The organism is Haemophilus parainfluenzae, assembly GCF_900450995.1.
Lineage (GTDB): Bacteria > Pseudomonadota > Gammaproteobacteria > Enterobacterales > Pasteurellaceae > Haemophilus_D > Haemophilus_D parainfluenzae_O.
The window spans coordinates 1,886,773-1,912,413 of the sequence record NZ_UGHY01000002.1; the positions used below are offsets into that span (position 1 = coordinate 1,886,773).

A 25,641-nucleotide genomic window follows, 5' to 3' on the forward strand; every position below is an offset into this window, starting at 1 on the left:
GGTGCAAATTTTTTTATGGGTAAACACTACACAATCGAATTTAAATTACAGGTTCTTCAACCTATTCTAAAAGGAAAAATGAGCATTCGAGAAGCAGCTCGTTTTTACAATATTCCTTCCAACGCCCTAGTCGGGACATGGTTGAAACGGTTTGAAAAAAATGGCATAAAAGGACTGATTCCCCGTAAACCATCAGGACGACCGCCAATGAAACCCAAATATGCAAAAATGCCACCGCCACCCAGAACTGAAGAAGACCGTTTACGCCTGAGAATTTTACAGCTTGAAGCGGAGGTGGCCTACCTAAAGGAGTTGAGAAGGCTCAGACTTCAGGACGAAGCCGAGCAACGGAAATTATCCAAAGGTTAAGAACACGCTATCCGTTAAAATGGCTTTTAGGTTTTGCACAGTTAGCGCGTAGTACGTTTTTTGCGAAACTCCAGATTAAACCGGATAAGGATGAGCAGCTGAAAAAGGCAATTAAACGCATCAAAGCCAATCATCCTGATTATGGCTACCGACGAGTTCATGCCTGTTTACCAGGCGTGAATCATAAAAAAGTTCAACGTTTAATGCAGACACTTGGGCTTCAAGTGCGGTCAAGAAAAAGCAAGAAATTTACGACTTATCGAGGCACGATAGGGGTGATTGCACCGAATCATCTTGAACGCGATTTTAGCGCAACGGCCCCGAAACAAAAATGGGTAACTGATATCACCGAGTTTAAGGCGAAAGATGGGAGTAAAGTCTATTTATCTCCAATTTTAGACTTATTTAACAATGAGATAGTCTCATATAATCTCAGCTATTCCCCAAACTGGGCGCAAGTAGAGGACATGTTAATGCAAGCCGTCAAAGGATTAAATAAAGCTTGTAGTGTCATTTTACATTCAGACCAGGGATGGCAATATCAAATGGTAGCTTATCGTCGAATTTTAGCTGAACATGGCATCATTCAAAGTATGTCGAGAAAAGGGAATTGCTTAGATAATGCCGCAATGGAAAGTTTCTTTGGACGATTAAAAACGGAATGTTTTTATGGTCGGGAATTTAACAGTAGAGAAGAGATAGTTGATGCTGTCAGGGATTATTTGGATTACTATAATCATCGACGGATTCAACTAAAATTAAAAGGACTGAGTCCGATACAATACCGAAAACAGTCCTTTAAATAACAGTCTAACTTTTTGGGGTCAGATTAAATTCGACCGCACTTTTTACCTTAACTACTTCAATCTTTCTAGTTGCTGAATAATGGCTTCATCAGGTTGTGATTGGATTTTTCGCATACGTATAAAGAGTAAAGTGGCGGCAATGGTTAATGCAATGATAAACGCAACCCAGAAGCCTTTTGCACCGATGCTTGGAACAATCCAATCCGTTCGGGAAAGAATATACCCAACAGGGATACCTACGCCCCAATAAGCAAGTAACGTGATATAAAGGATGATTTTTGTGTCTTTATAGCCACGTAAAATACCGCTCACAACGACTTGTACTGAATCTGAAAATTGATAAATCGCCGCCATTGCTAATAAGCTGCCTGAAAGGGCAATAACGGTGGCATTATCTCCTACAATTAATGCGGCAATCTCTGCACTAAATACCCAAATCACTAATGCTAATACACTTGCTGCGATCAAGCCAAGAATAATAGCGGCGTGAGCCATGATTTTGGCTTTTTGTGGCGCATGATTACCGAGCTCTTGCGCCACTAAAATGGTTGCCGCCATCGCAATAGACATTGGGAACATAAAGGCTACGGCACTGGTGTTTAAGGCAATTTGGTGGCTGGCGACCACATCTGCGCCTAATGGGGAAAGTAATAAACTACTTAAGGCAAACAGTGAGACTTCACTGCACAGCGCAATGGCAATAGGTAAACCAAGTGCGGTCAATTTTTTCAGTGTTTTGATGTCAGGTTTTTCAATAATCTTTTCAAAGACTTTCAAACTACGTTCATTATAGTTTTTGGCCGAATAGGTAATCATCAATATTGCCATCGCCCAGTTGACAATAGCCGTTGCTACACCACAACCGATACCGCCCAGTGCAGGTGCACCAAATTTGCCGTAAATAAACATATAATTCAGTGGAATATTCAGCATTAACCCCATGAAGGTAATCACCATAGCCGGTTTGGTCTTAGCAATGCCATCATTCAAACAGCGGAAATTAATCAGCAATAAATAGGCTGGTAAGCCCCATACCATCGCACGCAAATAATTCATCGTCACATCAGCCATGTGGGCATCCATATTCATAAACTGTAATATGAAATCATTATGATAGATGATGAGTGCAAGGGGAATCATCACTAAAAATGAAATCCAAAGGCCTTGTCTAACTTGGTGGGCAATGCGATGGCGCTGCCCAGAACCGTTTAAATAGGAAATTGTTGGTGGCAAGGCGAGTAATAACCCCTGCCCGAAAAGTACCAAAGGTAGCCAAATGGAGGCACCAATACCGACACCGCCTACATCAGCCGAGCTTACACGCCCCGCCATAATCACATCCACGGTGCCCATGCCAGTTTGAGCTAACTGGGCAAGACCGATAGGTGTCGCAATTCGGATAAGTTTTTTAATATCAATACGGTATTGAGAAAAAAGACGAGAATTCATAAATTTTGCTATAATATTGGAAAAATTTTTAATGAAGGAATAATAATGTTTACAGGTATTGTACAGGGCATCGCCCAAATTCATGCAATTAAAGACAGCGATAATTTTAGAACACAGATCGTAAAATTACCAGCTGAAATGCGAAAAGGCTTAGAAATCGGTGCATCAGTGGCAAATAATGGCGTGTGTTTAACAGTAACTGAAATTTACGATGATCTAGTGAGCTTTGACTTAATGCAGGAAACCTTGCGCATCACCAATCTCGGTAACTTAAAAGCCGGGGATTTTGTGAATATCGAACGTGCAATGCAAATGGGCGCAGAAATTGGTGGGCATATTTTATCTGGTCACGTTTATTGTACCGCAAGCGTTTCACAAATTATTGAAAGCGAAAACAATCGTCAGGTTTGGTTTAAATTACCTACTAAAGACGTGATGAAATATATTCTTACCAAAGGATTTATCGCGATTGACGGCATAAGCCTTACCATCGGTGAAGTGAAGAATGATGAATTCTGTGTAAATTTAATTCCAGAAACCCTACATCGAACCCTGATCGGCAAACGTCAAATCGGTGATTTAGTGAATATCGAAATTGATCCGCAAACACAAGCGATTGTAGATACGGTGGAGAATTATTTAAAAGCAAGAGGATATAGTTAATTAAGATTACTATAAGGAGGAAATATGTTTAAAGATGAAATTGCTCTTATTCGCTTTTTAGGCAGAGAGTTTATTGTCATGTTTAATGTGTTTTTTATATTTCCGCTTTCAATTATTTTAGTGCTGATTGGCGTTATTCATGGTGTAATATGGAATGTACTTTTAGGTATTGCATTTACTTACCTCGTATTTCTTGTCTTATTTAGGATATTAATCTATTTTTTATATAAAAAATGGGAGAGAGAGCATCAGAAAAAAAAGCAAGAAGAGAATGAAGTTAAATACATTATTATTAAATAATAAATTTATACTGTATTGTAATAACACCCTTTTTTATTTCGCAGTGCTATAATTAATTTTTTGCCATCTTGTGCAATCGCGTTGTTGTAGCTCCCTTTTTCATTTCGCAGTGCTATAATAATGTTGTTTTTATTAACTATGTGGATTTTGTTGTAGCTCCCTTTTTCATTTCGCAGTGCTATAATGAACAAAAGCTAATAATTCATCAAGTCTTGGTTGTAGCTCCCTTTTTCATTTCGCAGTGCTATAATCATACGTTCTTTATCCTGCTCATAAGATAAAGTTGTAGCTCCCTTTTTCATTTCGCAGTGCTATAATCGGCTTATCTACGTGGGAAAACTAGCTAATGTTGTAGCTCCCTTTTTCATTTCGCAGTGCTATAATTTTTATCGTATCGCTAAAAACACCACGATCGTTGTAGCTCCCTTTTTCATTTCGCAGTGCTATAATTATAGAGCGGTGGAAAGACAGGCGCTCAAAGTTGTAGCTCCCTTTTTCATTTCGCAGTGCTATAATGATTTTTTGTTGTTTTCGGAGTGTCGTAAAGTTGTAGCTCCCTTTTTCATTTCGCAGTGCTATAATTATCCTGATCCCGTTTAGCTTCCCGTTCGGGTTGTAGCTCCCTTTTTCATTTCGCAGTGCTATAATCGACTTTTGAAAAATATACTTTTTCCATATGTTGTAGCTCCCTTTTTCATTTCGCAGTGCTATAATTATCCTGATCCCGTTTAGCTTCCCGTTTGTGTTGTAGCTCCCTTTTTCATTTCGCAGTGCTATAATGCCTCACTTCGCGTTTCGCAAGATACGCAAGTTGTAGCTCCCTTTTTCATTTCGCAGTGCTATAATAATTCAGCGTGGGTTATCTTGGTGGCATTAGTTGTAGCTCCCTTTTTCATTTCGCAGTGCTATAATTTTGTCTTTTTTAATTTGTTAAGAAAGGCCGTTGTAGCTCCCTTTTTCATTTCGCAGTGCTATAATAAATTTAATAAAAAAGAGCTAGTTTTAACTGTTGTAGCTCCCTTTTTCATTTCGCAGTGCTATAATCGCTGACGGGGTGAATGACCGTTTGTGAAAGTTGTAGCTCCCTTTTTCATTTCGCAGTGCTATAATTTCTTCAAAACTTCATAGTGTGGAGTTGGAGTTGTAGCTCCCTTTTTCATTTCGCAGTGCTATAATCATGATTCACCCCCTTAAAGTTTTTTGAAAGTTGTAGCTCCCTTTTTCATTTCGCAGTGCTATAATCAGTGGGTCAATATGGTTGCGATCTACATAAGTTGTAGCTCCCTTTTTCATTTCGCAGTGCTATAATCGTGGATTTTCGTAGGATTAGTATTTTACGGTTGTAGCTCCCTTTTTCATTTCGCAGTGCTATAATACCGTCTCACGACTTAATGCGTTACTAATTGTTGTAGCTCCCTTTTTCATTTCGCAGTGCTATAATTGTTAGATCCTAGCTATTAGTTAGCTTTTGGTTGTAGCTCCCTTTTTCATTTCGCAGTGCTATAATTCGTCTGCGTTGCTGTTGTAGGGGTTTGAAGTTGTAGCTCCCTTTTTCATTTCGCAGTGCTATAATCCATTTCTATATTAATCCAAAGATTTTAAAGTTGTAGCTCCCTTTTTCATTTCGCAGTGCTATAATTATAAAAACTAAAGCAAGTAAAGTTAAACCGTTGTAGCTCCCTTTTTCATTTTGCAGTGCTATAATACACGCCTTTTATGGATGGGGAGTATCGCTGTTGTAGCTCCCTTTTTCATTTCGCAGTGCTATAATCCCAACAAAATCCTGACGGTTCACCTTATGGTTGTAGCTCCCTTTTTCATTTCGCAGTGCTATAATTAATCCAATAATGAGACTACCTGATTTTTTGTTGTAGCTCCCTTTTTCATTTCGCAGTGCTATAATGGTGTGGTTATTCGTACTGAAGACTTTGTGGTTGTAGCTCCCTTTTTCATTTCGCAGTGCTATAATTTTCATTAATAATTTTCACTAACCCAGAAGGTTGTAGCTCCCTTTTTCATTTCGCAGTGCTATAATTCAGAAGCCATTTCTTCAAACACATTAGTAGTTGTAGCTCCCTTTTTCATTTCGCAGTGCTATAATGCCTCACTAATTTAATAGATAACAAATAAAGTTGTAGCTCCCTTTTTCATTTCGCAGTGCTATAATCTTTAAAACTTGCATTATCAACAGCGACCGGTTGTAGCTCCCTTTTTCATTTCGCAGTGCTATAATAGGGACAGCAAAAAGCCCCATGCCGCAAGGTTTAGGGGCTTTTGTTTTGCCTAAAAAACGGCTAAAAAAGCAATAATTGATTTGAATTAACCTTTTTTTCTTGCAGTTTTTTCTCTCCCACTAAAATTTCCATACTCGCAAATTGTTTTTCTGTAATAGATAAACATCGAATTGAGCCCTCTTCAGGTAAGTGTGCGACGAGTCTTTTATGATGTTTTTCTAACGCGTCTCTCCCTTTAATAATTCGAGTATAAATAGACAGTTGCAACATTTGATAACCATCTTTAAGTAAAAATTGACGGAATTGGTTTGCCGCCCGCATTTTTGCTTTAGTGGTGACCGGTAAATCGAATAGAACGATCATACGCATAAATACTTCCTCACTCATATTGATATTCCTGCAATGTATCAATCTCGGGTAACTGCAATAATGCTGCATTTTTTTGAGTAAGTGCAATTTGTAAAGAGGCAACACTTTTATCTATGGCAGTTAAAACACTCACTTTTTCTTGGTTAAAGAATAGTTGATGATGCAAGATTTTGATTAATTGCTGTTTTGATAGAGGACTAAGATTTTGGGAGAGTAATTCTTTTTCGAGTAAGTTCCATACCAGCAAATCAACAAGAGGGCGAAAAGGCTCAATAAAATCATCCGCTAAATTAAAGGCATTCAGTTCACTATGATGAAATAAACCTAATTGTGGTAGCCAACCATAAAGTACAAGGCTTCTTGCCACAGCTGAACGCACAACGGTATAAGCATAGTTCAGATGTATATTAATGGCATTGTCTTCTTTTCGTCTGAAATGAGTGCCGAATAATCCAGAGAAATAAATGACCGCACTTTGTGCTTCAAGATTATCTTTATCGCCTGATTTCACTAAATTAGCGAGCCGGAGTAACCGTTCTGATTTTTCTCGAAGCTGACAGAGTGATAAGACTTTTGCTTGATTACGAATTTTTTGTTGCACAATGCGTTGCCAAAGTTGTTTTTTCAGTGGCAAGCTCGTTTCAAGTTGTAATTTAAGGGTTTTTAATTGTCGATAATATTGATTAAAAGGGAGCCATTGACCACAAGGTAAAAATTGTTCATCGCAACTTAATAAAGTGATTCCGTATAAACCGAATGCCGAGAGTAAAGGAAGGGTAATCACCGTTTCTCGGCTTTCCACAACTACAATAGCAATATCTTCTAAAGGAACGGTAAATTCGTTTCCTTCTTGTTGAATCAGCATTTGTTGCTGATGCAAAGAGAGTTTTCCCCCTTTACTAATAAGAAGACTTCTCCATGTCATAATATATCCTTACAAAAAAATCCCCATACGTAATACGTATGAGGATTAAGTTGAGATTAACGAATAGCTTGGCGTTTACTTGGTTTACATAAACGAATATTTTTCCCAAGTTCATCTATTTGATATTTTTCAAAGGAAAGAGCTAGTTTTATTCCAACACTTTGATGAATACCGCCTTTTGCTTTAGATTTTTCTAGATCATGTTCCTTAATAACAATATTACCTGTTGCTCGGTCAAGCCCATTAAAGTAACCCCAAATGGTTTTCTTTTTAGTGACTAATTTCACTAAGTCATTTGGGTGTAATGAAAATTTGAAAGTTGCAGAGTTATCCATCACTTCCCAATCTTCCTCATCTTTATATTGTGTCGCAGCTTTATTAGGCAAAATACCTTTAGCTACTTGCCAGGTATAAATTGGTACAAGGAAATATTTTCCATTTTTAGTGAAGACATCCACTCTCACCATAGAGGCATTATCCGCGACACCATTACCCTCACGGACTAATACGCCAGATTTTTGTACTTGCTCTACTCGTACTGATTTAACAATAGCCCCACCTTTTTTCATAAAAGGTTCCGAAAACGCTTTAGCAGGATCATCATTAAACGCCTCTAGACGAGCTTTTAAAGCATCATAAAGATCTTTTTCACGTTCACGATTTACCATCAATTCTAAATCTTTTAATTTTAATTTAGTGAGTGGAATTTTAATCACGCTTATCCCTTCATTGAGACGTTTCGCGGATTTCACGGTTTCCATGTGTCCTTGACCGGTCATTTTGCGTGTTGGCATTCGAGATACAAATAGAGGTTGGACAAATTCATGATTTGCTTGTGGACGATCAGGCAATCTATTTTCTAGCTCCAGTTTAGGATTATCACTAAAAATTCGGATTTCAACTTCTTGTTTGAAAAATTGCCATGGTGCAGGGAAGTGTAATGGAATAATTTCACCAGTTTCACGATCTATTCGTTCACCAGTGAATACATCACCTGCTTCAAAACGAACAAAACGTGTGATTTTTTTCTGCATAGCGACGGTTGAGCAAGCGACCACAACGGCATCTAAAGCGTGATGGCGGTCATTGTCTTCACGTGATTTTGCTAATCCCCAACGGCCACGAAGTAAAGCAGTAATTTGCCCGTTGGAAGCAAATACTTTGCGTTTTCCTTCACCTGTTAAGTGCATATTATCTGCAATAAAGTTACATAAGAAACGAGCAACGTAGCGCGTATCATTTAAGTTACGCTCGATAAAGCCTTTTTCATCAAGTTTTTGGCTTAGGATGCGTTGTTTTTTTGCATAAGGGAATGCGCTCGTTTCAACTAATGCTTTGAAAGCTCTCCAGCGTTCGCTGTCATGTTTACCATCAAGCCATTCAAAAGGGGTTAAATTGCCTTTGTTTTGATTTTCATTAGCAATCACTAGTACTTTATTGTTGAAGCTATCATCCCAAGTGCGGGAAAACGGTAGGGCGTGATCGACTTCTACATAGCCTTTTTCTAATAAACGGTGTAATTCGATAGGTTTGCCGGAATATAAACATTTTGCATTTTGTTGTTTATAAAGTCGCATTTTTAAAATGTCTTTGGCTTTAGGTTCACCAGCAAAATGAGGGAAGTACTCTTTAAACTCATTGATTGCGTTTTCTCGCTGTTTACGATTTTCTTCCTGACGTTTTTCTAGTTCACGACGATCTTTGTAAGATTTGCCAACTTCTCGTCCTGTTTCAATATGAATACGAGCGGGCGAACCATATAATCTCACTACACCATTAATCACTTTTCGAGCCTGCGTGAGTGTTCTTAAAACCACAGGATTACGGATTTCATCAGCTGGAATCTGTGGTAAGAAGTGATAGCTTTCTTCTGTTTTTTTACCATAATGATCGCCATAAATTTCACGACAAGCCTCGTCATAGCGTAGTCCTTGTTGCATTAATGGTAGAAGTTTATATAAAGCTTTAAGAGATAATTGGATAAATTTATCAAAACTAAGATTTTCCAATAAGGCATTTAATACAGGTTGAGAGAGTTTGCCCGCTAAGTAAGCGCTGATATCTTCATCAGTTTTATATAATGAAAATGCCGTACCAATTTCATCTAATAATGTTGGATTTGCCTTTAATTCTGCCCATTCAGCTTTTAGGTTATTACCTTCTAATACCTTGCGAATTTGGTGATAGGCTTTCATTTCCATCAGAGTTGTTTTGGTTTCAATGGCTTTTTTATCTTCACCGGAATAACGGACGCCTTTAAAGATTGCATCATCAGATAAATTTAATATTGAACGTACTTGTGCATAAGTTAATTTAGCTTTTTCATAAGGTTGTTCGATTAACATTAAACGTTCATTATCACTTAAGGCACGCTCTAAGCCATTTTCTTGAATACGTAAATTATTTAATTTCGTTATCCAAACAAAACGTTCAGCAGTATAGGTATTTTTAGCTGCCTTATATTCATCTTCAAAAGTACATTTACCGAGCATTTTTAAAATGGCTTCACCAGATAAGGCAGGTTTTTGCCACATTAAAAGTGCGGTTAAATTTTCTAATAATTTTTCTGAAGCGAATGGATTACCAAAGTGTTGTTGACGCGAGAAGAGAAGTTCCATTTCGGCGAGTAAGTCTAGTCGGCTAAATGTGTGAGTATAGGCGCCTTGCTGGTTACGGATATGGCCTTCTTCGCTCTCAAATTTTTTTACAGCAAGTTCTGCAGGCGTACGATATGTAGCTTGTTGCAGTAATTCATGGTTACTGGCTACACCGCTTAATAACGCGCCTAGCTCTTTATTTTCGCTTTTACTTTCATTTTTACGCTGAGATAAATAACCACGGTGCTTAATTAAATGTAATAACACAGCAGCCCATTCTTGGCGTTCTAGTTTTCGATCTAGACCTTCGACACGTAGCTGCCAAAGTTGATGAGGAAGATGTTCATCAGTGGATAATAGGATATTTTCTGATTTTAGAAGTCGTTTTGCTTTTTTCAGGCGAGCAACGCGACGTTGAGTTAATCGACGAGCGGAGCGGGCTAAGCGGCGAGAAAGCGCGAGACTTTCACCTGTTTTGGGCATTTCTGCTCGTTCGAAAGTACGAACACCAACATCAATTAAACGCAGAGGATTCTCTTTTTCGTCAATTTCAACTACAGCCCAGCCAACAGAGGCGATACCAAGGTCAAGACCAAGGATATAATGTAAGTTTTTATTTTCCATAAGGTTTGTTCCTTTTTATTAGTTTTTTGTTTAAATTTTAACAGATTTTTGTATAAAAAATATATTGACGATAAAAAAATAAATAGCTAGAATTCACCTCGTTGTAATGGCACTGCGAAATGAAAAACGTTGTTACAATAAGAGAAAAAATTTCTCGCAAAGCTCTGTCCCTTGAAATGTAAGTTTCAAGGGACATCTTTTTTTGCTTATTTAGAAACTAAAGATGTGAGAGTAGGTTAACAAAAACAAAAAAACGCTTAATAAAATTATTAAGCGTTTTTTTATTGACGAAAATTTATAAAGTTTTGACCGCACTTTATAAGAAATTATTTAGCCTGTTTCTTCGCTTTTTTCCATTTCCAGAATAAGAAAATCGCTAATGCGCCAACAAGGATATAAATCACGAGTTGGCCTTTTTTAATTTGTTCGTGTAACCAATCTAAGTTTTTCGCACCAAATTCACCAAGGTAAACCCAAATTGGCACGGAAATAATCGCGGCGCAGAAATCAATTAATACAAAGCGAGTGTAGCTGACACGGCGGGTGATGCCTGAAACCATATAAATTGGTGCGCGTAATCCTGGAAGGAAACGAGCTACAAATAAAACACGGTTGCCGTATTGGGCAAATTTTTCACGCACCATTTTGAGGCGTTCTAATGTTACAATTTTACGCATTGGTCGGAAACGTAAAATTCGGGTGCCGTAAATGCGACCAAGCCAGTACATGGTTGAGTCACCAGCAAGTACACCAATCATACTCACGACTAACATTAAGTGGGAATTGACGCTTTCAGGATAGAGGCCAGCGATTACACCGCCGGAGACAAGCGTGATATCTTCTGGAATAGGTACACCAAAGCCACAAATAATCAGAACAAATAGCACCGCCCAATAACCGTAATCGGTAAAAAAGCTGATAAGAAATTCCATTTGAAACCCACTTACAATCAGTTAGTTAAAATTAATTAAAAATTGGGGCTTATTTTAATCGCTTTGCCTTGAAAAGCCTAGAAAAAAATTGCTGTGTAAATTTGCATTGTGGGGCTGAATATTTTATAATCCGTCGCTCTCAAAGTTTGTCTTTGAGCAAATTTAGGAAAATTGCTGGGTCGCCTGCAATTTTTTATTTTAAACTTTTAATCAAGAGAACATTAAAATGGCATTTAAATTTAACGCTGAAGTTCGTCAAGCGCAAGGTAAGGGTGCGAGCCGCCGCCTGCGTCACAACGGTCAAATCCCTGCAATCATTTATGGTGGCAGCGAAGCACCTGTTTCAATCATCTTAAATCACGATGAATTAAACAACGCACAAGTTCACGATTCTTTCTATAGCGATGTAATCACTTTAGTGGTTGAAGGTAAAGAAGTTGCAGTGAAAGTTCAAGCAATGCAACGTCACCCATTCAAACCAAAATTGGTTCACATTGACTTCAAACGTGCTTAATTTTTAGCTTGTGATAAGAACACCAATAATGATGAGTTATTGGTGTTTTTTTCTTTTCGGGCAAAGTGCGGTCAAATTTGAAATCGTTTTAGGAGTATTTTCCAATGAAGATAGCCTTAGGCATTGAATATAACGGAAAACAGTATTGTGGCTGGCAGCGACAAGAGAAAGTGCGTAGCGTACAAGAAGAATTAGAAAAAGCGTTATCTTTTGTGGCAAATGAAAAAATTGAAGTGTTTTGTGCGGGCAGAACAGACTCTGGTGTGCATGGTACAGGGCAAGTCGTACATTTTGAAACCACAGCAGTTCGTCCTGAAAAAGCTTGGGCATTTGGTACCAATGCGAATTTACCTGATGATATTTCAGTGAGTTGGGCAAAAGTGGTGGATGATGAATTTCATGCTCGTTTTTCGGCAACCGCGCGTCGCTATCGTTATATTTTATATTGTAATAAATTGCGTTCAGCCATTTTGCCGGAAGGAATTACCCATTGCCATTTAGATTTGGACGAAAAGAAAATGTACCAAGCGGGGCAGTTTTTATTGGGAGAAAATGATTTTTCTTCTTTCCGTGCGGCACAGTGTCAATCAAATACCCCTTGGCGAAATGTGCATCATTTAAATGTGGTGCGAAAAGGGCAGTACATTATTGTGGATATTCAAGCCAATGCTTTTGTGCATCATATGGTACGCAACATTGTGGGAAGCTTGATTGAAGTCGGTGCCGGTAATCAACCTGTTGAGTGGATGAAATGGTTGTTAGAGCAAAAAGATCGTAAATTAGCTGCTCCAACAGCGAAACCCGAAGGCTTATATTTAGTGAATGTCATTTACCCTGAAAAATTTGCGATTCCACAGAAAAATTTAGGGCCATTGTTTTTAGAAGATAATCTCATCTGACTAGCAAATTTCGCTAAATTATGATTAAATATGCAAACTTTTCTAGTTAATAAAAAAGGTAAAAAATGAGCTGGATTGATAGAATTTTTAGCAAAGGAACCTCTTCCTCTGCATCACGTAAAGCCAACGTACCAGAAGGGGTTTGGACAAAATGTACCTCTTGTGAACAAGTTCTTTACGGTGAAGAAGTAAAACGTAATTTATATGTTTGTCCAAAATGCGGCCATCATATGCGCATTGATGCTCGTGAGCGCCTTTTAGCCTTATTAGATGAGGGTTCAAGCCAAGAATTATCGGCTGATTTAGAACCAAAAGATATTCTTAAATTTAAAGATTTAAAAAAATATAAAGATCGTATTACTGCTGCACAAAAAGAAACCGGTGAAAAAGATGCGTTAATCACAATGACTGGTACACTTTACAACATGCCTGTAGTCGTTGCCGCATCTAACTTCAATTTCATGGGCGGTTCAATGGGCTCTGTTGTGGGCTCAAAATTCGTAAAAGCGGCAGAAAAAGCAATTGAATTAAACTGTCCATTTGTATGTTTCTCTGCAAGTGGTGGTGCACGTATGCAAGAAGCGCTTTTCTCCTTAATGCAAATGGCAAAAACTAGTGCTGTCTTAGCAAAAATGCGTGAAAAAGGTGTGCCGTTTATTTCCGTATTAACGGATCCGACATTAGGTGGTGTATCTGCAAGTTTTGCGATGTTAGGTGATGTGAACATCGCTGAACCAAAAGCATTAATTGGTTTTGCAGGACCACGTGTTATCGAACAAACTGTGCGTGAAAAATTACCAGAAGGCTTCCAACGTAGTGAATTCTTACTCGAGAAAGGGGCGATTGATATGATCGTGAAACGTTCAGAAATGCGTTCAACCCTTGGAAACCTTTTAAGCAAACTTACCAATCAACCTTCACCTTTTGTTGAAGTAGAAGTTGTTGAACATGAGTAATACAATGAATTTAAAAGCCACTTCGCCACTCGCTGAGTGGCTTTCTTATTTGGAAAACAGTCATTTTAAAGCTATTGATTTAGGGCTGGATCGTATTAAATACGTGGCAGAAGAATTGGATCTTTTGAATCCCGCCCCCTATGTGATCACGGTAGGGGGAACAAATGGTAAAGGCACGACTTGTCGTTTGCTTGAAACTATTTTGTTAAATCACGGTTTGCGTGTGGGTGTGTATTCTTCACCTCATTTATTGCGTTATAACGAACGTGTTCGTATTCAAAATCAAGACTTGCCGGATGAAATGCATACCGCTTCTTTTGATTTTATTGAAAAACATAAAACGCAGTCCCTCACTTATTTTGAATTTAGCACTTTATCAGCGTTGCATTTATTCAAACAAGCGAAGCTTGATGTCGTCATTTTAGAAGTAGGGCTTGGTGGACGCTTAGATGCAATCAATATTGTGGATAATGATCTGGCAGTTATCACCAGTATTGATATTGATCATACGGATTTTCTTGGTTCAACTCGCGAAGAAATTAGCTTTGAAAAAGCGGGGATTTTCCGTGCGAATAAACCGGTTGTAATTGGCGAGCCAAATGTTCCGCAACCTATGTTAGAACAAGCGGAGAAATTACATTGCCATGTTTCACGCCGAGATGTCACTTGGTCGTTTAAAGCTAATGAACAAACTTGGATGTGGCTGAGTAATAAAGTGCGGTTAGAAAATCTGCCGTTTTGCCGAATTCCATTAGCTAATGCCGCAACTGCTTTGGCTGTTGTTGAACAGATGCCTTTTGATATTTCTGTCGATACCATTAAACGTTCATTAATTGAAGTGGAATTGGTGGGTCGTTTCCAACAATTGAAAGGTAATCAATTAGAAAAATTGGCAAAACGCTCGAATGTATCCTATTCACAGTTGCCAAAAGTGATCATTGATGTTGGGCATAATCCTCATGCGGCAAAATATTTAGCTGAAAAATTGACCGCACTTAAAACACAAATTTCAGGTCGCATTATTGCCGTTTGTGGTATGTTAAAAGATAAAGATGCCGAGTCGGTGTTTACCCAACTTACTTCCGTTATTGACCAATGGCACTGTGTAACATTAGGCGGTTACCGTGGTCAATCGGGTGATGACTTAAATGCAAAATTAACAACAGTTTGTCCATCAGCAAAAAGTGTTTCTGAAGACTCTGTCATTGAAGGGGTTCAAAGTGCGGTTAAAAATGCAGATAAAAATGACATTGTGCTGGTATTTGGATCTTTCCACACCGTAGGGGAATTTTTAGAATATTTAGCTTAATGAATATAATAAAGGCTGGTTTTGACCAGCCTTTTGTTTTTAAAGTATTTTGTGAAAGTAATTACTCAATTCTGAGTATTGGAATGTAAATCCGCAATCTAACAAATGTTTTGGATAGGCATTTTGGCTATCTAAAAGAATGCAAGCACGCTCACCTAGAATAGTAGTTAATAAAAATTGAGGTACTTGAGCAAAACAAGGTCGATGTAATGCTTTACCTAATAGTTGGTTGAATGTCCCGTTTTTAACGGGATGTGATGCAGTAAAATTAAATGCCCCTTCGCAAGCGTTATGATCAAGTAAAAAGAGCAGGCCTTTTATCATATCCTCTAATGCTATCCAACTCCAATATTGCTCACCATTCCCTAATTTTCCGCCTAATCCGAAGCGATAGAGCGGTAGAATTTTAGCAAAAGCCCCACCTTTTGGAGAAAGTACTAATCCGGTTCTCACTAAACAGACTCTTGTGTTGGCTTGCTTTGCTGCATTTTCCCAATCAATACAAAGCTGTGCGGTAAATTGAGTACTTGGATTTGTATTTTCAGTGATCTGCTCGTCACCGCAGTTTCCATAAATTCCGGTTGCAGAACCTGAAATCAGAGCTGGGGGATATTCACTTTGGTTAATGAGTTGAACAAGCTGCTGTGTTAAATCAATGCGGCTATGACGTAGTTTTTCTTTTTGTTGAATCGTCCATTTTTTATCGAAGATTGGCTCACCGGCAAGATTAATAACAGCATCAAAGGTATTCAAGTCTTTGAGTGTTAAAAGTGCGGTCAAAAGTTGAGGTGTTTTTTCAGAAAAAACAGCTTGGGCTTTTTCAATAGAGCGAGTTAATACTGTCACGGTATCGCCACGTGAAAGTAGCGCTTCAACTAAGGGTTTTCCAACAAATCCCGTTCCGCCGGTCACTAAGATATTCATGATAGATTACTTTCAAAAAGCATTTGAATTTGCTCTAGAAGTGATTTGATTGTTATGTCTTTTGTTGGTGTTACAAAAATGGTGTCATCTCCCGCAATCGTACCCAAAATTCCTTCAGGTTTACCAATGGAGTCCAATAATCGGGCAATTAACTGTGCCGCACCGGGAGAGGTTTTAATGACGATAGCGAAATCATTGTGATCAATATCCAAAACCAGATTTTTTAATGGGCTGCTAGTGGCGGGGACGCTTAATTCACTTGGTAAGCAATACACCATTTCCATTTTCGTATTTCTTGCACGAACTGCACCAAATTTACTTAGCATGCGTGAAACTTTAGACTGGTTAATGCTTTGAAATCCTTGGTTTTTTAAGGCTTCAACAATTTCACTTTGAGAAGCAAATCGTTCTTGATTGAGCAGTTCTTTAAATGCTTTAGTTAATTGATCTGACATAGATATTCTCATATAGGGGAATTTGCATAAGAATTGCATAAAAATTCATTTTAGGCAATTAAAATAAACCTGTCATTTGAAAAGTTTGAACTAGATCGCATAATTGAATTTCTCTGTTTGTAATTTATTAATGAAAACCTTAAAATCCTACCTAGTTAGGATTAATTAATACATGAGGAGTATTTTATGAAAATTGCAGTATTAGGCGCAGCAGGTGGTATTGGTCAAGCATTAGCCTTATTACTTAAATTACAATTACCCGCTGAAAGTGAATTAGCACTGTATGATATTGCACCAGTGACACCAGGTGTGGCTAAAGATGTGAGTCATATTCCGACAGCGGTTAAAGTAGAAGGTTTTGCAGGAGAAGATCCAACACCTGCACTTAAAGGTGCTGATGTCGTTTTAATTTCTGCAGGGGTAGCTCGTAAACCGGGCATGGATCGTTCAGATCTTTTCAATATCAATGCAGGTATCGTGCGTAACTTAATTGAACATGTTGCAAAAACTTGTCCAAAAGCTTGTGTAGGTATTATCACCAACCCTGTGAACACAACTGTTGCGATTGCTGCAGAAGTATTGAAAAAAGCGGGTGTTTACGACAAACGTAAATTATTCGGTGTCACCACTTTAGACGTGTTACGTTCTGAAACATTTGTATCTGAATTAAAAGGCTTAAATGTTTCTCGTACAAGCGTACCAGTTATTGGTGGACACTCAGGTGTGACGATTCTTCCATTACTTTCACAAGTTCAATATGCTGAGTGGAAAGAAGAGGAAATTGCACCATTAACTAAACGTATCCAAAACGCAGGTACTGAAGTGGTTGAAGCAAAAGCAGGTGGTGGTTCTGCAACACTTTCTATGGCTCAAGCGGCAGCACGTTTTGCGCGTTCATTAGTGAAAGGCTTAAGCGGCGAAACTGTGGTTGAATGTACTTATGTTGAAGGTGACGGTAAATATGCACGTTTCTTTGCTCAACCTGTACGTTTAGGTAAAGAAGGTGTAGAAGAAATTTTACCAATCGGTACCTTAAGCAAATTTGAACAAGAAGCTTTAGAAGCAATGTTACCAACATTGCGTGCGGATATTGAATTAGGCGAAAAATTTATTAACGGCTAATTTAATTCTATTTCTGGAGAAGAGGAGTAGTCAGCTCCTCTTTTTTTATACGAAAATGATTAAACATAAAAAAGTGAAGAAAAATCGTGATTTAGCTCACAAATTTGAACATTGCTATTTGCAATGTAAAGGATTTTGCCGTATTCTTAAATCACTAAAAATAAGTGCTATTTTTAAATAGCCGACATCTATTTTGCTTTCCGAGTAGTGCCCCAGTGGGGCACTTTTTTTTGCCTTATTTTTAGTCGCAGCATAAAAAGTGATCTGCCCCCAAAAGTTGGACAGGTTAGTTAACTTAAATATTGAGCTCGGTATTGCACTGGGCTCAATCCTTTGAAAGCAAGTTTAATGCGTTTTTGGTTGTAATACACTAAATATTCTTCAATTTCAGCCTGTAATTCAGTGATTGAATGATAAGTCCGAGAGTAAAAACACTCTGATTTTAGTATCGCAAAAAAACTTTCAATCACCGCATTATCGTAGCAATTTCCTCGGCGACTCATACTTTGCACCGCTTTACCCTCCAACATTTTTACCCATTCCTCCGTGCCATACAATACACCTTGGTCGCTATGAATAATCGGGCATTCTGTCGGTTTAAGCCGACTAAGCCCTTGTTCTAACATCTTTTTTACCAATGAAAACTTTGGGCGTGTCGCAAAGTTATAGGCAATAATTTCTCGGTTAGCCAAGTCCATCAACGGTGAAAAATAGAGCTTCTCTTGCCCAACCTGAAACTCGGTAACATCGGTTACCCATTTTTGATTGAGTGCCGTTACTGTAAAATCACGATTCAGCAAATTCGGGCAATATGCGATGTTTTTCCTCGTTTTCCATGTCTTTTCTTGCGTAAAATGGAATGAATACCTAACTCGTTCATTAGCTTTAACACCGTTTTATGATTCAAATTAAAACCCATTTGGCGTAATTTAAACGTCATGGGGCGATAACCATCTCGTTTTCTGTTCTTTTTATACAGCGATAAGATAGCCTCTTTTACCTCGTGATAATTTCGCTTAGTCTCTTTATAGTAAAAGCTTGAGCGAGGCATTTTAGCCACATGAAGTAAATCATTTAACGCATGGTCCGGCTTCAATCTTTCAATAATTTTTCTTTTTTCTGTCGTTGTTTTTGACGATCGAGTGCCTCCAACTCCTTTAGGTAAGCAATCTCCGCACGAGCCAAGGCGAGCTCTCGTTGTAACTTTTTAAACGCTTTAGGTGAAAAGTCTGTGGTTTCTGGAATTTCAATGTCTTTCTTTTTCATCTTTGGCTTCGCTATTTTCGGTGTTTGAAGGTTTTTATAAGGCGATTTTACGCCATCAAGCCCTCTTTCCCGAAATGCTTTTAGCCAATAAATGACGAGAGCGTGGGAAATTTGATGAAGTTTAGCCACCTCACGGATACCATAATCCTGTTCGGTGACGAGTTTGATAATTTTCAAACGAAATTGATACGAGTAGGACATAATCTGCACCTCAAATTAGGTGTCCAGGTTTTGGGGTGCAGATCAAAGTGCGGTCAAAAAACACTGGATTTTCTGACCGCACTTTTAAAATGAATGCTAAGCGAAAGAATTATTCAAACATTGCTGAAATAGATTCTTCATTACTGATACGACGAATTGCTTCAGCAAGCATGCTAGAAAGAGTCAGCACGCGTACTTTACCAAGCGCTTTCATTTCAGGTGAAAGTGGAACAGTATCAGTCACCACGATTTCATCAATCGCATCGCTCGCTAAATTTTGTGCGGCTGCACCAGAGAATACAGCGTGAGTTGCGTAAGCAAATACGCGTTTTGCACCGCGTTCTTTTAATGCTTCAGCTGCTTTACATAATGTACCACCTGTATCAATCATATCATCTACAAGGATACAATCACGATCTGCGACATCCCCGATAATATGCATAACTTGTGATACGTTTGCGCGTGGACGACGTTTGTCGATAATTGCCATTTCGGTATCGTTTAATAATTTCGCTACCGCGCGAGCACGTACCACACCGCCGATATCAGGAGAAACAACGATAGGATTGACAAGATCGGTTTTCTTCAAGATATCATCAAGTAAAACGGGTGAACCGAATACGTTATCAACTGGTACATCAAAGAAACCTTGGATTTGCTCTGCGTGTAAGTCACAAGTTAATACACGGTCAATCCCTACTGTTGAAAGTAAATCTGCTACCACTTTTGCAGTGATTGGAACACGAGCAGAACGCACACGACGATCTTGACGAGCATAACCAAAATAAGGAACAACGGCAGTAATACGGCCGGCAGATGCACGACGTAAAGCATCAACCATTACAATCAATTCCATCAGGTTGTCATTCGTTGGCGCACAAGTGGATTGAATAATAAACACGTCTGCACCACGCACATTTTCATTAATTTGCACTTGGATTTCACCATCGCTAAAGCGTCCAACTGTGGCATCGCCTAATGAAATGTAAAGACGTTCAGAAATCTTTTTCGCTAGCTCAGGCGTAGCATTTCCAGCAAAGAGTTTAATGTCTGGCATTTTATATAACCTCAGGTTGAGTGTAGATAGATTGGTTGGTCGAGAGTTGTTTCAACATCGCATGTAATGGTGAAACGTTTAATCCTTTAGCAACAAAGCCGAAAAATTCCTTCGGTTTTTGTTGGAAAACAGCTTGTGCTGATTTTTCATCATCAAATTCAGCAAAAACACAAGCCCCGGTTCCGGTTAATCTGGCTGGTGCATATTGTAGCAACCATAGTAGGGCTTTTTCAACTTCAGGATATTGAGTTCGCACGACTTTTTCGCAATCGTTTGCAAACGGTTGATTCAAAAGTTCGGCAAGGGATCTTTTTTCTGTATTGCGTGGCAAATCGGGAGCGCTAAAAACTACTGCAGTAGAAATCGCAGTTTCAGGTTTTAGTACCACATAATATTTTTCTTGTGGTTCGCAGTATTGAATTTTTTCACCCACACCTTCTGCAAAAGCGGCTTTGCCATGAACAAAGATAGGCACGTCAGCCCCAAGTTTTAGCCCAAGTTCGGCAAGTTCATCAATGGATAAATGGGTTTGCCATAAATAGTTTAAAGCAAGCAGAGCCGTTGCGGCATTGGATGAGCCACCGCCAATCCCACCGCCCATTGGAAGAATTTTATCTAAATGAATTGTTGCGCCGAGCGTACAGCCTGTTTTTTCTTGTAGGAGCGTGGCTGCACGATAGATTAAGTTTTGCTCTAGAGGTAAGCCTGGAATTTCTGGTGTAATATGGATTTGTCTATCTTGGCAAATATCAATGGTGAGCCAATCGCCGAAATCAAGAAATTGGAAAAGAGTTTGTAATTCGTGGTAGCCGTTTGGCAGTTTACCGTTTATATAGAGAAATAAATTGAGTTTTGCGGGGCTTGGAAAGCGGTTAGGCTTTCCAAGAGAAGTTGAAAGTGCGGTCGAAAAGTGATGAGTTTTCATTAGAACGCCCATTCATCCACACGAATTTTTAGGGTTTGCGATGTGCTTTTGTTCTTTAACAGAATATTTTCAGGCATCGAATTATCGGCATGATAACTTAAGTAATCGGCTGTCCACATCGAGCCATCAAGTGGGTAGCTAAATTCGGATAAAAGATGATTCGTTCCAACTTGGTAATCTGCGTTATCTGCTGGCTGACCTTTTAACCAATAAGATAAGTGCTCTAATGGCACATCCATTCCGATGATTTCGCGTAACAATAATTTGGCATTTTTATCAGATTGTTGATTGCCTTTATTATCTGAAATCGTCATGCCATTAGGATGCATTTCCATAGTTAGCGTCGTTTTGCTAATCAGAGAATAAAGTTTTAACTTATAGGCTTTAGGGTTTTGATATTGCCATTCAAAGCGACTAGAAAAACGCTCTTGTGGACTGATGTAACCAATTTGTCCTTTTGTGCTATAAGATTGAATTTGTTTGATTTTTTTGAGGTGCTGTTGCCACGTAATATCGTTCTTATCAATATGTTGAACATCTGTTGGGCGTTCTGAATCAAGGGTACAAGCAGACAAGATCACACTTGCAAATACAGGTGCGAGAAGAGATTTTAATAATTTCATAACAAAATATTTACTAAAAAATTGCACATATTGTAAGGGTTAGTTTACTTTTAGTAAAGCTTGATTAAGCATTTAAGCGAGTTTTCTCGGCTTTCACTGCGGCAATTCTTCGACGTGTTAATTCATCTCGAATACCTTGCTTTTCAAATCCATCGGAAATCACTTGTTGCACATCAACGGCTAGAGCAGCTTGATAAAGTGTTTTGAGGTAATCAATTTGCGGATATTCTTTATTTTCAAAGCCAGTTCGTCCGCGAGTATCAGATAAACATACCAATAAAAATTCCTCAAATCGCTGAGGCTTGCGCCAAACATCAAAAGTATTAAAGAGTTTCACTACTGTTTCTGGGCGAAGTTCTAATGCTTTGTGTGCATGCGTGTGATATTCGCAAGTTAATTCGCCTAATTCTTGAAGATAATTAGGGACTCTAAGGCGTTTGCATAATGAACGAGTCGGTTTAATCCCCGCTTTTTCATGTCCATGATGACTAGGCCACATTTCTTTTGGGGTAAGGGCTTTTCCAAGATCATGACAAATCGCAGCAAAACGGACCGCACTTTTATTCAAATTGCTATTTTTTGTAAGCTTAACGGCTTGTTGCAATACGAGCATGGTATGAACAAAGCTATCAATTTCAGGATGATATTTGGCTGGGTTCGGTACACCATCTAAGGCGGCAATTTCAGGGAAGAACACTTTGAGCGCGCCAACTTGATGCAGCGTTTCAAAATAAATTTCAGGATGCGGTTCGTTTAATGCTTTTTCTGTTTCCATCCAAACACGCTCAGCCGTTAGGTGGGCGAGTTCGCCTTGTTCAGTAAGTTCAGCCATTAATTTAAGGGTTTCTTTGGCAATAGAGAAACCTAAATGATGAAAGCGAGCAGCAAAGCGAGCAACACGTAATACACGAAGTGGATCTTCAGCAAAAGCGGGGGAAATATGACGTAAAATACGTTGGTGAATATCTTCTACGCCATGATAAGGATCGTGCAGTTTGCCATCTTTGTCTTGGGCAATGGCATTAATTGTGAGATCTCGACGAATTAAATCCTGTTCAAGCGTAATATCATCTGAAAAATCACAAATAAACCCAGTGTAGCCTTTGCCTGATTTTCGTTCTGTACGGGCAAGCGCATATTCTTCATGGCTTTCAGGATTGAGAAAAACAGGGAAGTCTTTGCCAACTCGTTGGTAACCTTGAGCTAGCAACATTTCTGGTGTGGCACCCACGACAATCCAGTCACGATCTTTAATCGGTAAACCTAAAAGTTGATCACGTACAGCACCGCCGACAAGATAAATTTCCATTTTGCTCTCCCGTCAAAATATAAAGAAAAGGTAGGCAAAAGCCTACCTCAACGATGAATCATTACCAGCTATCACGGCGTTTACGTCTAGGTAAAATGTAAGGTAATACAAGACCAATTAACAAACCTACGCCCAACACAGAACCACCATAGATAAACCATTGAATTGCGATTTCACGTTTATTGGCATCAAGCATGGCTTCTAAATCACGATTTTTATTTTTCGTCATTTCTAATTCACGTTTAAGTTGTGAATTTTGTTCAAGCAATTCACTGCTTTGTTGTTCAGCTTGTTTGCTACGGCGTTGAATTTCGTTTGTGCGTTGTTGCCAATCTGAATCGACACGATTCAGCTTTAACGTTAATTCTTGTACCTGTGCTTTTAATTTTGGATTTTCTTCACGGCTACTTGGTGTAGAGCTTAGTTCAGAGGTTAAAATCCAAGCTTCACGATTTTTATTATCACGAATTAGGGTGTACTTTCCTTGTTGTTCCAAGACTGTTACCGCTTCGCCAGATTGGATTGCACCTGCGATCTTAAATTGATCACCTGCACCACGACGTAAATAGGTGTTCAGACTTTCTGTCACATATTGCGTTTCAGCTTGTACTGTTCCAATGGTTGAGCCCAATAGAACACAAGAAAATAAAAGTTTACTCACTTTTGACATAATACTTCCTAGATTCGTGAAGGAAGTGCGGTTAGAAAATGAAACAAACCGCACTTATAATAATTATACTAGTGGAAAACCGCGCGAAGGATGTAGAAAATCACAATCGCAAAGAATGCCCCAGCAGGTAACGTCACAACCCATGAACTAATGATGTTACGGATAACCGTCAAGTTAAGCGCCGCAATACCACGTGCGAAACCGATACCTAAGATTGCACCCACTAAAGTTTGTGTGGTAGAGATTGGTAAACCTGTACCAGATGCCACAACAACAGTCATCGCCGTTGCAAATTGTGCAGCAAAACCACGACTTGGGGTTAAATCTGTAATTCCTGACCCTACGGTTGCCATCACTTTTTGTCCCATTGCGATAAGACCAACAGCGATACCTAATGCACCTAAAGGTAAAATCCACCAAGCTAAATCACCACCACTCAGGATTTTCCCGCCATTTTGCACGATTGATACCACAGAAGAAAGCGGACCAATTGCATTGGCTACGTCATTAGAACCATGTGCGAACGCCATAGCACAAGCGGTTAAAAGCATTAAGATACTAAAAATCTTTTCTACTGATCCGAACGATCCTTTTCTTGCTTTTGCTGTAAATGCTTTGCTGCGGAAGTAGAAATGGCAGAAAATCATACCAACAACACTGATAAGCAATGAAATAATGAGCGTTTCATTGTTGGAAAGATTTAAACCAACGTGTTTTAAACCTTTTGCCATGGTAACGATACAAAGTACGAATACGGTAATCGCCATGTAGTAAGGCCCGTATTTTTGTGCGTTTTTCAGCGGTTCTTCTGTATCGAAAATGAGTTTCTGGATACTTGCAAAGATGGTATAAGCTAAAAGCCCTGCGATCACGGGGGTGATAAACCAGCTTCCAACGATCCCACCAATAGTAGACCAGTCAACAGAACTTGGACCAATCGTAATACAAGCAAAACCAATTAAAGCCCCAATGATGGTGTGAGTACCTGAAACAGGCCAACCCATTTTAGTAGCGATAAATAACCAAGCTCCTGATGCAAAGAGAGCAGAAAGCATTCCCAATGCCAATACGTCTGGCATTTCGACAAATTGAGTGGGGTCGATCACACCACTTTTGATAGTTTCTGTTACTTCACCACCGGCTAAATAAGCCCCGGCAGATTCAAAAATAAGGGCAATAATAATTGCTTGTTTGGCTGTAATGGTACCAGAACCAACCGAGGTACCCATTGAGTTTGATACGTCGTTGGCACCAATACCAAATGCCATAAAAAAACCGAATACCGCGGTAATTAAGACTAACCACGAACCGTATGCATTAATAATTTCCATAGTGATTTCCTATGTTGTAGTTAATGTCGTCAAAATTAGGAACGGGCTAGCATTAATTCAATGCGAGATCCTACACGTTGAGCTTGATCGGCTAATACGCCCACCCATTCGATGATTTTGTATAAGAACATCACATCGATAGGGTTATAACGACTTTCAATCGTGTAGAGCATTTTGCGTAATTTAATTTGCATTTGATCCGTATCATCTTCAATGCTGTCTAGCTCTTGAATCATATGGTTCACTAACTTTAATTCACGGCCTTTAAAACCAGTTTCAAGTAGTTTATCCATTTCTTCAATCACTAAATGAGCTTGATGAATAGAATCTAAACTACGTTGAACATAATGCAAAAATTCTTCCTGCATTTCTTCAGGAATACCAAATTGGCGACCAATCATGCGGCCAGCAATATCTTTAGCATAGTTAGCTAATTTGTCTTGTTGGGTGACTAATTCGAGTAAATCGGTACGATCAATGGGTAAAAATAAACCGCGAGGCAATTTCAAACGGATTTCGCGTTTTAGACTATCTGCTTCACGTTCACATTGAGAAATGTCTAGACGTGTTTTTTCTGCATCATCCCATTGTTTTACAAAGGTATGTTGGAAGAATGGAATTAATAAATCACAACATTCAGTCACTTTGTCAGAATGTTTCTGTAGTGGTTTTAAAGGAGAATGGGCAAATAATCCGAGAATATTATTCATTGCCATAGGTGTTTTACTCCATAACAAGGGTTAAAATTTCGGTTGCATATTACCTGATTTTATAAGGAAATACACGAAAAAGATCTTGATTTGTATAAAATT

At 38.8% G+C, this 25,641-nt stretch carries 26 protein-coding genes and 1 CRISPR repeat array; of the genes, 9 read left to right on the forward strand and 17 right to left on the reverse strand.

The annotated features are described in order from the left end of the window. Nucleotides 1–15: 15 nt before the first annotated feature. Both DX522_RS09575 and DX522_RS09580 read left to right on the forward strand, forming a co-directional pair. Nucleotides 16–369: a helix-turn-helix domain-containing protein gene (locus DX522_RS09575; RefSeq protein ID WP_115179527.1), complete on the forward strand. Its 354-nt coding sequence runs from the start codon at nt 16–18 to the stop codon at nt 367–369. Beyond that, entirely contained in the window at nt 357–1,175 is an 819-nt protein-coding gene (locus DX522_RS09580; RefSeq protein WP_262054300.1) for an IS3 family transposase, read from the forward strand. Before DX522_RS09575 ends, DX522_RS09580 begins: the two co-directional genes overlap by 13 nt. A gap of 51 nt (nt 1,176–1,226) precedes the next feature. Here DX522_RS09580 and DX522_RS09585 read toward each other — a convergent pair whose 3' ends face one another. Continuing rightward, nucleotides 1,227–2,624, reverse strand: coding sequence for an MATE family efflux transporter (locus DX522_RS09585; protein WP_115180627.1), 1,398 nt, complete (start codon nt 2,622–2,624; stop codon nt 1,227–1,229). Nucleotides 2,625–2,669: 45 nt separating this feature from the next. Between DX522_RS09585 and DX522_RS09590 the strand changes: the two genes are divergently transcribed. Continuing rightward, nucleotides 2,670–3,287: a riboflavin synthase subunit alpha gene (locus DX522_RS09590; RefSeq protein ID WP_115180628.1), complete on the forward strand. Its 618-nt coding sequence runs from the start codon at nt 2,670–2,672 to the stop codon at nt 3,285–3,287. Between the two features lie 24 nt (nt 3,288–3,311). Beyond that, on the forward strand, nt 3,312–3,587 hold the full coding sequence (locus DX522_RS09595) for a hypothetical protein (protein ID WP_262054208.1): 276 nt from the start codon (nt 3,312–3,314) through the stop codon (nt 3,585–3,587). A 17-nt stretch (nt 3,588–3,604) separates the two neighbouring features. Continuing rightward, a CRISPR array of direct repeats spans nt 3,605–5,820; the repeat unit is 36 nt; unit sequence GTTGTAGCTCCCTTTTTCATTTCGCAGTGCTATAAT. A gap of 61 nt (nt 5,821–5,881) precedes the next feature. Here DX522_RS09595 and cas2 read toward each other — a convergent pair. From cas2 to DX522_RS09615, 4 genes are all read right to left on the reverse strand, one after another. Next, nucleotides 5,882–6,208: a CRISPR-associated endonuclease Cas2 gene (gene cas2 / locus DX522_RS09600; protein ID WP_049367422.1), complete on the reverse strand. Its 327-nt coding sequence runs from the start codon at nt 6,206–6,208 to the stop codon at nt 5,882–5,884. After that, nucleotides 6,201–7,115, reverse strand: a complete 915-nt coding sequence (cas1, locus tag DX522_RS09605) for a type II CRISPR-associated endonuclease Cas1 (RefSeq protein WP_115180629.1) — start codon at nt 7,113–7,115, stop codon at nt 6,201–6,203. Before cas1 ends, cas2 begins: the two co-directional genes overlap by 8 nt. A 56-nt stretch (nt 7,116–7,171) precedes the next feature. Then, complete coding sequence (cas9, locus tag DX522_RS09610; RefSeq protein WP_115180630.1) at nt 7,172–10,336, reverse strand: type II CRISPR RNA-guided endonuclease Cas9; 3,165 nt, start codon at nt 10,334–10,336, stop codon at nt 7,172–7,174. A gap of 326 nt (nt 10,337–10,662) precedes the next feature. Next, nucleotides 10,663–11,268, reverse strand: coding sequence for a DedA family protein (locus tag DX522_RS09615; RefSeq protein ID WP_115180631.1), 606 nt, complete (start codon nt 11,266–11,268; stop codon nt 10,663–10,665). A gap of 226 nt (nt 11,269–11,494) precedes the next feature. Between DX522_RS09615 and rplY the strand changes: the two genes are divergently transcribed. The 4 genes from rplY (at nt 11,495) to folC (ending at nt 14,946) form a co-directional block, all read left to right on the forward strand. Beyond that, nucleotides 11,495–11,782 carry a 50S ribosomal protein L25 gene (rplY, locus tag DX522_RS09620; RefSeq protein ID WP_014065570.1) on the forward strand — a complete coding sequence of 96 codons (288 nt, stop codon included), beginning with the start codon at nt 11,495–11,497 and terminating at the stop codon, nt 11,780–11,782. Nucleotides 11,783–11,886: 104 nt separating this feature from the next. Further along, nucleotides 11,887–12,681, forward strand: coding sequence for a tRNA pseudouridine(38-40) synthase TruA (truA, locus tag DX522_RS09625; protein WP_115180632.1), 795 nt, complete (start codon nt 11,887–11,889; stop codon nt 12,679–12,681). Nucleotides 12,682–12,746: 65 nt separating this feature from the next. After that, entirely contained in the window at nt 12,747–13,637 is an 891-nt protein-coding gene (gene accD, locus DX522_RS09630) for an acetyl-CoA carboxylase, carboxyltransferase subunit beta (protein ID WP_115180633.1), read from the forward strand. Between the two features lie 4 nt (nt 13,638–13,641). Then, a complete protein-coding gene (folC, locus tag DX522_RS09635) occupies nt 13,642–14,946 on the forward strand; it encodes a bifunctional tetrahydrofolate synthase/dihydrofolate synthase (RefSeq protein ID WP_115180915.1) in 1,305 nt (434 codons plus the stop codon). Between the two features lie 39 nt (nt 14,947–14,985). Here the strand turns inward: folC and DX522_RS09640 are convergent, their stop codons facing one another. Then, nucleotides 14,986–15,870, reverse strand: a complete 885-nt coding sequence (locus tag DX522_RS09640; protein WP_115180634.1) for a TIGR01777 family oxidoreductase — start codon at nt 15,868–15,870, stop codon at nt 14,986–14,988. Next, on the reverse strand, nt 15,867–16,325 hold the full coding sequence (argR, locus tag DX522_RS09645; protein ID WP_115180635.1) for a transcriptional regulator ArgR: 459 nt from the start codon (nt 16,323–16,325) through the stop codon (nt 15,867–15,869). Before argR ends, DX522_RS09640 begins: the two co-directional genes overlap by 4 nt. A gap of 186 nt (nt 16,326–16,511) precedes the next feature. Here argR and mdh point away from each other — a divergent pair, with 186 nt between their 5' ends. Next, a complete protein-coding gene (mdh, locus tag DX522_RS09650) occupies nt 16,512–17,447 on the forward strand; it encodes a malate dehydrogenase (RefSeq protein ID WP_049380999.1) in 936 nt (311 codons plus the stop codon). Between the two features lie 290 nt (nt 17,448–17,737). Here the strand turns inward: mdh and DX522_RS09655 are convergent, their stop codons facing one another. The 10 genes from DX522_RS09655 to DX522_RS09700 form a co-directional block, all read right to left on the reverse strand. After that, entirely contained in the window at nt 17,738–18,247 is a 510-nt protein-coding gene (locus tag DX522_RS09655) for an IS3 family transposase (protein ID WP_262054209.1), read from the reverse strand. Continuing rightward, on the reverse strand, nt 18,241–18,543 hold the full coding sequence (locus DX522_RS09660; RefSeq protein ID WP_262054175.1) for an IS3 family transposase: 303 nt from the start codon (nt 18,541–18,543) through the stop codon (nt 18,241–18,243). The genes DX522_RS09655 and DX522_RS09660 overlap by 7 nt, the downstream gene beginning before the upstream one ends. Continuing rightward, entirely contained in the window at nt 18,540–18,914 is a 375-nt protein-coding gene (locus DX522_RS09665; RefSeq protein ID WP_115180637.1) for a transposase, read from the reverse strand. Before DX522_RS09665 ends, DX522_RS09660 begins: the two co-directional genes overlap by 4 nt. A 109-nt stretch (nt 18,915–19,023) precedes the next feature. Continuing rightward, complete coding sequence (locus DX522_RS09670; protein ID WP_115180638.1) at nt 19,024–19,971, reverse strand: ribose-phosphate pyrophosphokinase; 948 nt, start codon at nt 19,969–19,971, stop codon at nt 19,024–19,026. 1 nt (nt 19,972) lies between these two features. Next, nucleotides 19,973–20,896, reverse strand: coding sequence for a 4-(cytidine 5'-diphospho)-2-C-methyl-D-erythritol kinase (ispE, locus tag DX522_RS09675; protein ID WP_115180639.1), 924 nt, complete (start codon nt 20,894–20,896; stop codon nt 19,973–19,975). After that, nucleotides 20,896–21,519 (reverse strand): lipoprotein insertase outer membrane protein LolB, encoded by a 624-nt coding sequence (gene lolB, locus DX522_RS09680; protein ID WP_115180640.1) that lies wholly within the window; start codon nt 21,517–21,519, stop codon nt 20,896–20,898. Before lolB ends, ispE begins: the two co-directional genes overlap by 1 nt. 64 nt (nt 21,520–21,583) lie before the next feature. Continuing rightward, entirely contained in the window at nt 21,584–22,828 is a 1,245-nt protein-coding gene (locus tag DX522_RS09685; protein WP_115180641.1) for a multifunctional CCA addition/repair protein, read from the reverse strand. Between the two features lie 61 nt (nt 22,829–22,889). Then, on the reverse strand, nt 22,890–23,498 hold the full coding sequence (locus DX522_RS09690) for a TIGR04211 family SH3 domain-containing protein (RefSeq protein WP_115180642.1): 609 nt from the start codon (nt 23,496–23,498) through the stop codon (nt 22,890–22,892). Between the two features lie 68 nt (nt 23,499–23,566). After that, a complete protein-coding gene (locus DX522_RS09695) occupies nt 23,567–24,829 on the reverse strand; it encodes an inorganic phosphate transporter (protein WP_115180643.1) in 1,263 nt (420 codons plus the stop codon). 35 nt (nt 24,830–24,864) lie between these two features. Then, on the reverse strand, nt 24,865–25,545 hold the full coding sequence (locus DX522_RS09700) for a TIGR00153 family protein (RefSeq protein WP_049372644.1): 681 nt from the start codon (nt 25,543–25,545) through the stop codon (nt 24,865–24,867). Nucleotides 25,546–25,641: the final 96 nt, after the last annotated feature.

Bases quoted from the DNA above. Each gene is read 5' to 3' on its own strand.
- DX522_RS09575 (WP_115179527.1), top strand. From the start codon at position 16: ATGGGTAAACACTACACAATCGAATTTAAATTACAGGTTCTTCAACCT.
- DX522_RS09585 (WP_115180627.1), bottom strand. From the start codon at position 2,624: ATGAATTCTCGTCTTTTTTCTCAATACCGTATTGATATTAAAAAACTT.
- DX522_RS09590 (WP_115180628.1), top strand. From the start codon at position 2,670: ATGTTTACAGGTATTGTACAGGGCATCGCCCAAATTCATGCAATTAAA.
- DX522_RS09595 (WP_262054208.1), top strand. From the start codon at position 3,312: ATGTTTAAAGATGAAATTGCTCTTATTCGCTTTTTAGGCAGAGAGTTT.
- cas2 (WP_049367422.1), bottom strand. From the start codon at position 6,208: ATGAGTGAGGAAGTATTTATGCGTATGATCGTTCTATTCGATTTACCG.
- cas1 (WP_115180629.1), bottom strand. From the start codon at position 7,115: ATGACATGGAGAAGTCTTCTTATTAGTAAAGGGGGAAAACTCTCTTTG.
- cas9 (WP_115180630.1), bottom strand. From the start codon at position 10,336: ATGGAAAATAAAAACTTACATTATATCCTTGGTCTTGACCTTGGTATC.
- DX522_RS09615 (WP_115180631.1), bottom strand. From the start codon at position 11,268: ATGGAATTTCTTATCAGCTTTTTTACCGATTACGGTTATTGGGCGGTG.
- rplY (WP_014065570.1), top strand. From the start codon at position 11,495: ATGGCATTTAAATTTAACGCTGAAGTTCGTCAAGCGCAAGGTAAGGGT.
- truA (WP_115180632.1), top strand. From the start codon at position 11,887: ATGAAGATAGCCTTAGGCATTGAATATAACGGAAAACAGTATTGTGGC.
- accD (WP_115180633.1), top strand. From the start codon at position 12,747: ATGAGCTGGATTGATAGAATTTTTAGCAAAGGAACCTCTTCCTCTGCA.
- folC (WP_115180915.1), top strand. From the start codon at position 13,642: ATGAATTTAAAAGCCACTTCGCCACTCGCTGAGTGGCTTTCTTATTTG.
- DX522_RS09640 (WP_115180634.1), bottom strand. From the start codon at position 15,870: ATGAATATCTTAGTGACCGGCGGAACGGGATTTGTTGGAAAACCCTTA.
- argR (WP_115180635.1), bottom strand. From the start codon at position 16,325: ATGTCAGATCAATTAACTAAAGCATTTAAAGAACTGCTCAATCAAGAA.
- mdh (WP_049380999.1), top strand. From the start codon at position 16,512: ATGAAAATTGCAGTATTAGGCGCAGCAGGTGGTATTGGTCAAGCATTA.
- DX522_RS09665 (WP_115180637.1), bottom strand. From the start codon at position 18,914: ATGTCCTACTCGTATCAATTTCGTTTGAAAATTATCAAACTCGTCACC.
- DX522_RS09670 (WP_115180638.1), bottom strand. From the start codon at position 19,971: ATGCCAGACATTAAACTCTTTGCTGGAAATGCTACGCCTGAGCTAGCG.
- ispE (WP_115180639.1), bottom strand. From the start codon at position 20,896: ATGAAAACTCATCACTTTTCGACCGCACTTTCAACTTCTCTTGGAAAG.
- lolB (WP_115180640.1), bottom strand. From the start codon at position 21,519: ATGAAATTATTAAAATCTCTTCTCGCACCTGTATTTGCAAGTGTGATC.
- DX522_RS09685 (WP_115180641.1), bottom strand. From the start codon at position 22,828: ATGGAAATTTATCTTGTCGGCGGTGCTGTACGTGATCAACTTTTAGGT.
- DX522_RS09690 (WP_115180642.1), bottom strand. From the start codon at position 23,498: ATGTCAAAAGTGAGTAAACTTTTATTTTCTTGTGTTCTATTGGGCTCA.
- DX522_RS09695 (WP_115180643.1), bottom strand. From the start codon at position 24,829: ATGGAAATTATTAATGCATACGGTTCGTGGTTAGTCTTAATTACCGCG.
- DX522_RS09700 (WP_049372644.1), bottom strand. From the start codon at position 25,545: ATGGCAATGAATAATATTCTCGGATTATTTGCCCATTCTCCTTTAAAA.